Below are 6711 nucleotides of genomic sequence, written 5' to 3' on the forward strand. Positions count from 1 at the left end.
GTATGATTTATTTAAGAAAGTTAAAGAAAGAAGATTTGATGTCTTTATGGGAAATGGCTTATTCACAGCTTAATCCAGTTTGGAAACAGTATGATGCTCCCTATTATGATGATTATCAGTATTTTTCAAATTTTAAAGAATTCGAACTACAAAAATCAGAATCCATTTTAAGCAACTCAAATCGCCTTGGTATTTTTGTTGATGATAAACTAGTTGGGACTGTTTCGCGTTATTGGGTATGTAAAGAAACAAGATGGATGGAATTGGGAATTGGTATTTATGATAAAAAATTCTGGAACACTGGTATTGGGAAAGTTGCTATGTTGCAGTGGATAGATAGGACGTTTCAGGATTACTTGGAGTTGGAGCATCTGGGTTTGACAACTTGGTCAGGAAATCTTGGTATGATGAAACTTGCTGAAAAATTAAGAATGAAAAAAGAAGCTCATATTCCAAAAGTTCGTTATTATCAAGGTAAATATTTTGATAGTATTAAATATGGTATTTTGAGAGAAGACTGGGAGAAAATAAATGACGGTTATTATCAAATCAATGGAAACTCCTGAAGAGATAGAAGATAAATCCCTCGTTCACTGGCAAACGTGGAGAGAGGCTTATGATGACCTTTTGCCTGCAGAATTTCAGGAGACAATGACATTAGAAAGATGTCGACTCTTTAGTCAAAAGTATCCAGAAAATACATTGATTGCGATAGATGATCTGAAGGTAGTTGGTTTTATCAGTTATGGTAACTTTCGTGATGAGACTATTCAAGCTGGTGAAATTATTGCTTTCTATGTTTTAAAAGACTATTACGGAAAAGGCATAGCACAAAAGTTAATGAAAGCGGCTTTGACTGCTCTTAATCATTTTTCTGAAATTTTCTTATGGGTATTGAAAGATAACAAGCGAGCCATTGCTTTCTATCAAAAAATGGGTTTTACTTTTGATGGACAAGAAAAAATACTTGAACTTGGAAAGCCTATGAAGGAAAAACGGATGGTATTCTATTCTAAATAATTCTCAAAAGTAAAAGCTAATATGGTACCAAGTCTGAAAATTTAATAACTTAGAAAGCGAGTAAATTTATGTCCCGTTCCCAATTAACGATTTTAACAAACATTTGTCTGATTGAAGACTTAGAAACTCAGCGCGTGGTGATGCAGTATCGCGCCCCTGAAACCAATCGCTGGTCTGGTTATGCCTTTCCTGGAGGTCATGTAGAAAATGATGAGGCTTTTGCGGAGTCTGTCATTCGTGAAATCTACGAAGAAACAGGGTTGACTATCCAAAATCCTCAACTTGTCGGCATTAAAAATTGGCCACTAGATACAGGTGGGCGCTATATTGTCATTTGTTATAAGGCGACTGAGTTCTCTGGTACCCTTCAATCTTCAGAAGAGGGAGAAGTTTCTTGGGTGCAAAAAGACCAGATTCCAAACTTGGATCTGGCCTATGATATGCTACCCTTGATGGAGATGATGGAAGATCCTGACAAGTCAGAGTTTTTCTACCCTCGCCGTACAGAAGACGATTGGGAAAAGAAAATTTTCTAATCCTTTACCAAATAACCGAGCTGATCCAAGGCCTCCTCGATATAGTGGAGGTCTTGTTGTGTTTCGGCTTCGACTAGGTGGTAATGGATACCATCTGTCAATTCAGATAGGGGTCTAAAGTCAGAATGCTCGACTTGTTCTAGAAAATGTTGCACATCTCTGCGACAAGACAGTTTCAGCAAGGTTTCGATTTCTCCATAAACGGGATGGTCAATCAAGGTATTTTGAACACGTCCTCCATTATCTACGATAGCAAGGAGTTCCTGACCGATTTCTTCAACTTCATGTTTTACTTTGAAAAGTTTGTGAACATAAGGATTGGTATCAATTTGCTTATAGATGTAGCCACGATTAGTGGATAGGATAGGAGCGCCATCGGCTCTCAAAATTGCAATGTCCTGCACAATGACCTGACGTGTGACATGAAAATGTTCCGCCAAACTTTGGCCGTTGAGGGCTTTAGGAGCTTCTTTCAAGAGTTGGAGCAGGGCTTGTTTGCGATCTTTTGTCATAGTTCTTCCTTTTAACGGCGTTTTCGAAGCACTTTATAGACAGCTAGTGCTAATGTATAGTCTACCATACTATGGATAATTGTACCAAATCCAACTAGTACAAATAGAACATAAAACATATTTTCTACATTGGTACCAGAAGTTGCGTAAAAAACGACACAGGCCAATACTTCAGCAAGGGCATGAACGACAGCCAAAACAAAGTTGAAAATCCAGGAAGCTTTTGGTTTATCTAGGGTATCGGGGAATTTTTGTAGGTAAAGAGCTCCCAAAGTCCCAAAAAAGATATGGGAAAAAGCTCGAAATACGATAACCATGGGATAGCCAGACATCAAAAATCCAAAACTAGAGGCTAGGATGACAAAAACTGCCATCAAGGGCGACAAGAACATGGCAATAAAAATAGCGATGTGGCTCCCCAAAGTGTAAGAAGCAGGTGGAATGACAATCTTGAAAGGCATAACAATTGGAATCAAAATTGCGATAGCCGTTAAGAGGGCAGTCATGGTCATAAATTGTGTTTTTTTCCGTGTATTCATAAGAATCTCCTTTTTAGCTGTATATACACTAGTATAGTACAATAAACCAGACAATAAAGCAAGGATTTACTTGGGTTTATAGATCATTTTTTAGTTAAAAGTTAGTAAAGATTTCACTAAAAAGAAACTGTATAGAGCAAAATCTCCACCTTCAATCTTGAAAGCGGAGATTGTTTTTATTTCTTCAAGGTTTGTAGTCGTGGAACAATGGCTAGGGTTAGAACTGCGGAAATGACTAATTCGGCAATGGAGTTTGTTGAGATAACGGTTGCCAGGAGTTTTTGAATATTACCATCAAAGATATTTCCAAAAAGGTAGAAAATTCCACCAAGGACAAAGACTGTGTTGGTAAGTGAACCAAGGGCACCAGCTAAAATCAGACCAGTTTTATTTTTCATCAGTTTATAGACTAGATAAGGAGTTAAACCAATCAAAATACGTGGAACGATGGCGATGATAGCTGAGTAGATGTTTCCGTTTGGTACAAATGGGGAGAAGAGGTAGCTTGTCGGTAGAATTGTAATCGTGTTAACCGTTAAGCTAAGCAGCCCCATCAAAAATCCAAGTGTAACCCCAACTCGTGGACCGTAGATAATGCTGGCAATAATGACAGGAATATGAACAATGGTCGGTTTGATTGGAAATGGAAAAAGGTTAAAGATAAGTGAGCTTAGAAAATGAATCACAAGCATGGTTGCAAAGAAGATAGCAATGGGTGCAATATTAGAGCGTTTTTTCATCGAGAGTTTCCTTTATTCTTTCTAAAATAATTGTGAGGTCGGCTAAAGCTCCTCGTCCATGGTCGCCACAAGCTAGTAGGGATTCCTTAGGAGCAATCAGCTGATAGCCGTAGGCTTCTAATGTTTTCAGATTAGCCTGAGTTGCTGGATGGTCATACATTTTTGTATTCATAGCTGGTGCGATGAGTTTGGGAATATGACTGGGCAGGGCTAGAGCTGTACAGGTTACCATGTTATCCGCAAAGCCGTGGGCTAGTTTTGCAATAGTGTTAGCAGTTGCAGGGGCCACGATAAATAAATCCGCCTTTTTTCCAAGTTCGATATGATTTACTTGGTCAGGATAAGGTTCCTTCATGACATACAAGTGAACAGGATTCTGTGAGAGTACCTGTAGTGTCAAAGGTTGGATAAACTCTGTAGCAGCCTGAGTCATTAAAACAGTGACTTGATGACCTTGTTTTTTTAGAGAACTGACTAAATCTGCCGACTTGTAAGAGGCGATTGATCCCGTTACAGCCAAGAGAATGTTTGCCATAGCTTTCCTTTCTATGAATGGTAGGCTTGAATTTTTTCAAGGAGGAGTTCTGCAATTTCTTCTTTAGTCTTGACTGTTTGAAGCTGATCTTTCTCAACAAAGATAGCTCTGTGCTGGTTTGCTGAAATTTGAGTCAGGTCATTTGCTATGATTAAATCTGCTTGATTTTTGAAAAGACTTTTTCGTGCAATGTCAACCAGATGATCTTCGGTAACATCAACCAGCAGTTTGGAACCAATCAGATGAATAGTAGGATTCCATTCCTTGACTAGGGATATGATTTTGGGTGTCTTTTTAAGGAACAAAACCTGAACCTCATCAGTTGAAGAAATCTTGGCCTGATGATTCTGCTTGTTTAAAAATTCTTCTAGATTGGAGCTAGCCTGAACTTCCTCAAGCCCTGTCATATAAACAGGAGTGTAGTCAGATACGGCCATTGAGTGAATCAAGACCTGATAATCCTGAATACGTTCTTGCATTTCAAGGAGAAGGTCGTTTGTATTGTTAATTTCTTGAATGCTTAGGTTGGGATGGGCTTTTGGCTTCAAAGCTCGTTTTGTCGTCATTAAACAAACTTCATGTCCTGAAGCAAGCAAAGTCTCTGTGATGATTTTGCCCAAGCGACCTGTAGAATGGTTAGTGATAGAGCGGACGCTATCGATAGCTTCGCTGGTACCGCCCGATGTAACTAAAATTTTCATAGCACTATTGTACACAAAAATAAACGGTAAGTAAAATGAAAGTGATAAATTTTTGGTAGAAACGAATATTTACTATAGTTTCAAACTATAAAGCCATATAAAATTTAAGAAAGGGCTCTAAAAATCTTAAAAAAATGGATATTTACGAACGTTTAGAGAGTTTGAGGATGTTAAAAATCTTGTTTTGTGATATAATGAATTATCATATAAGAGGTTAGAGGAGTTTTGAATGAAAACAGATATTGAAATCGCACAGAGTATTGAGTTGAAGCCAATCGTTGATGTTGTAGAGAAACTTGGTATTTCTTACGAAGATTTAGAGTTGTATGGAAAGTACAAGGCTAAGCTCAGCTTTGATAAAATTCGTGCAGTTGAGAGCAATCCAGTTGGGAAATTGATTTTGGTTACTGCCATCAACCCAACACCTGCAGGTGAAGGAAAATCAACTATTACCATTGGTCTTGCGGATGCCTTGAACAAGATTGGCAAGAAAACCATGATTGCTATTCGCGAACCATCTCTTGGTCCAGTAATGGGAATTAAGGGTGGTGCTGCAGGCGGTGGGTATGCACAAGTTCTGCCAATGGAAGACATCAACCTCCACTTTACTGGGGATATGCATGCCATTACGACTGCCAACAATGCTCTTTCTGCCTTGATTGACAACCACTTACATCAAGGGAATGAGTTGGGAATTGACCAACGTCGTATCCTCTGGAAACGCGTTGTGGACTTGAATGATCGCGCCCTTCGTCATGTAACTGTTGGACTTGGTGGCCCTCTAAACGGTATTCCACGTGAGGATGGATTTGACATTACAGTTGCTTCTGAAATCATGGCTATTCTTTGCTTGGCAACGGACATCGAGGACTTGAAACGTCGTTTGTCCAATATCGTTATTGGTTATCGCTATGACCGTACGCCTGTTTCTGTAGGTGATTTGCAGGTTGAAGGTGCCTTAGCATTGATTTTAAAGGATGCTATTAAGCCAAACTTGGTTCAGACAATTTACGGTACACCTGCCTTTGTACACGGTGGTCCATTTGCTAATATCGCTCACGGATGTAACTCTGTCTTGGCAACAAGCACAGCCCTTCACTTGGCTGATTACACAGTTACTGAAGCTGGTTTTGGTGCAGACCTTGGTGCCGAGAAATTCCTTGATATTAAGACACCAAACTTGCCAACATCTCCAGATGCAGTTGTCATTGTCGCAACCCTTCGTGCCCTTAAGATGAATGGTGGTGTGGCTAAAGATGCTTTGACAGAGGAAAACGTAGAGGCAGTTCGTGCCGGTTTTGCCAACTTGAAACGCCATGTTGAGAACATCCGTAAGTTCGGTATTCCAGCAGTTGTAGCAATCAATGAATTTGTCTCTGATACTGAAGCAGAAATCGCAGCCTTGAAAGAACTTTGTGCCTCAATCGATGTACCAGTTGAATTGGCTAGTGTCTGGGCTGATGGCGCGGAAGGTGGAGTAGCTCTTGCTGAAACGGTTGTTAAGACTATCTCTCAAAATCCAGCTAACTATAAACGTTTGTATGATAATGACCTTTCTGTCCAAGAAAAGATTGAAAAGATTGTTACTGAAATCTACCGTGGTAGCAAAGTAAACTTTGAGAAGAAAGCTCAAACACAAATCGCTCAAATCGTTCAAAATGGTTGGGACAAATTGCCAATCTGTATGGCTAAAACTCAATATAGTTTTTCAGATAATCCAAATGCACTTGGAGCACCTGAAAACTTTGAAATTACCATTCGCGAATTGGTGCCAAAATTAGGTGCAGGCTTCATCGTTGCCTTAACTGGTGATGTCATGACCATGCCAGGCCTACCAAAACGTCCAGCAGCTCTCAACATGGATGTTGAAAGCGATGGAACCGTTCTAGGCTTGTTCTAGTGGATTGAAATTGACTTTGAGAGACTGGGTAAAAACTCAATTTCAGGAGAAAATGAAGTAAATTTTCCCATAATAGAGCGCATAATATCAAGGTTTTTTAACACCGGATATTATGCGTTTTTTGAGTTTAAATATTTTTGCCCTACCTATTTCTTATTTGCTGCAAGCAGTTCATCAATAAAATTTAGTCCTCTTTCCCTTGGGAAGAGGCTTTTTATACTCAATGAA

The 6711-nt window shown here is 39.3% G+C and carries 9 protein-coding genes; 4 read left to right on the plus strand and 5 right to left on the minus strand.

Annotated features, from left to right (window positions below; translation table 11 throughout):
- Positions 1-2: 2 nt before the first annotated feature.
- From HT723_RS07850 to HT723_RS07860, 3 genes are all read left to right on the plus strand, one after another.
- A complete protein-coding gene (locus tag HT723_RS07850; protein WP_000639831.1) occupies positions 3-566 on the plus strand; it encodes a GNAT family protein in 564 nt (187 codons plus the stop codon).
- Positions 532-1020: a GNAT family N-acetyltransferase gene (locus tag HT723_RS07855; RefSeq protein ID WP_050223079.1), complete on the plus strand. Its 489-nt coding sequence runs from the start codon at positions 532-534 to the stop codon at positions 1018-1020. Before HT723_RS07850 ends, HT723_RS07855 begins: the two co-directional genes overlap by 35 nt.
- Positions 1021-1088: 68 nt before the next feature.
- Positions 1089-1556, plus strand: coding sequence for an 8-oxo-dGTP diphosphatase (locus HT723_RS07860; RefSeq protein WP_050223081.1), 468 nt, complete (start codon positions 1089-1091; stop codon positions 1554-1556).
- On the opposite strand, the gene HT723_RS07865 is transcribed toward HT723_RS07860, so the two are convergent.
- From HT723_RS07865 to coaB, 5 genes are all read right to left on the minus strand, one after another.
- Positions 1553-2068 carry a transcription repressor NadR gene (locus tag HT723_RS07865; RefSeq protein WP_050104668.1) on the minus strand — a complete coding sequence of 172 codons (516 nt, stop codon included), beginning with the start codon at positions 2066-2068 and terminating at the stop codon, positions 1553-1555. The genes HT723_RS07860 and HT723_RS07865 overlap by 4 nt on opposite strands.
- Positions 2069-2079: 11 nt before the next feature.
- Positions 2080-2607, minus strand: coding sequence for an ECF transporter S component (locus HT723_RS07870; protein WP_172934987.1), 528 nt, complete (start codon positions 2605-2607; stop codon positions 2080-2082).
- A 176-nt stretch (positions 2608-2783) separates the two neighbouring features.
- A complete protein-coding gene (locus HT723_RS07875) occupies positions 2784-3347 on the minus strand; it encodes an ECF transporter S component (RefSeq protein ID WP_050223082.1) in 564 nt (187 codons plus the stop codon).
- Positions 3331-3882, minus strand: a complete 552-nt coding sequence (coaC, locus tag HT723_RS07880) for a phosphopantothenoylcysteine decarboxylase (protein ID WP_050223083.1) — start codon at positions 3880-3882, stop codon at positions 3331-3333. The genes HT723_RS07875 and coaC overlap by 17 nt, the downstream gene beginning before the upstream one ends.
- Before the next feature lie 11 nt (positions 3883-3893).
- On the minus strand, positions 3894-4583 hold the full coding sequence (coaB, locus tag HT723_RS07885; protein ID WP_172934988.1) for a phosphopantothenate--cysteine ligase: 690 nt from the start codon (positions 4581-4583) through the stop codon (positions 3894-3896).
- Between the two features lie 229 nt (positions 4584-4812).
- On the opposite strand from coaB, the gene HT723_RS07890 reads away from it, so the two are divergent.
- Complete coding sequence (locus HT723_RS07890; protein WP_172934989.1) at positions 4813-6483, plus strand: formate--tetrahydrofolate ligase; 1671 nt, start codon at positions 4813-4815, stop codon at positions 6481-6483.
- Positions 6484-6711 lie beyond the last annotated feature (228 nt).

This window comes from Streptococcus sp. 2106 (assembly GCF_013277315.1).
GTDB classification, from domain to species: domain Bacteria; phylum Bacillota; class Bacilli; order Lactobacillales; family Streptococcaceae; genus Streptococcus; species Streptococcus pseudopneumoniae.

Coding starts and splice junctions, on each gene's coding strand:
- coaC (WP_050223083.1), bottom strand. CDS start 3,882: ATGGCAAACATTCTCTTGGCTGTAACGGGATCAATCGCCTCTTACAAG.
- HT723_RS07865 (WP_050104668.1), bottom strand. CDS start 2,068: ATGACAAAAGATCGCAAACAAGCCCTGCTCCAACTCTTGAAAGAAGCT.
- HT723_RS07860 (WP_050223081.1), top strand. CDS start 1,089: ATGTCCCGTTCCCAATTAACGATTTTAACAAACATTTGTCTGATTGAA.
- HT723_RS07870 (WP_172934987.1), bottom strand. CDS start 2,607: ATGAATACACGGAAAAAAACACAATTTATGACCATGACTGCCCTCTTA.
- HT723_RS07875 (WP_050223082.1), bottom strand. CDS start 3,347: ATGAAAAAACGCTCTAATATTGCACCCATTGCTATCTTCTTTGCAACC.
- coaB (WP_172934988.1), bottom strand. CDS start 4,583: ATGAAAATTTTAGTTACATCGGGCGGTACCAGCGAAGCTATCGATAGC.
- HT723_RS07850 (WP_000639831.1), top strand. CDS start 3: ATGATTTATTTAAGAAAGTTAAAGAAAGAAGATTTGATGTCTTTATGG.
- HT723_RS07890 (WP_172934989.1), top strand. CDS start 4,813: ATGAAAACAGATATTGAAATCGCACAGAGTATTGAGTTGAAGCCAATC.
- HT723_RS07855 (WP_050223079.1), top strand. CDS start 532: ATGACGGTTATTATCAAATCAATGGAAACTCCTGAAGAGATAGAAGAT.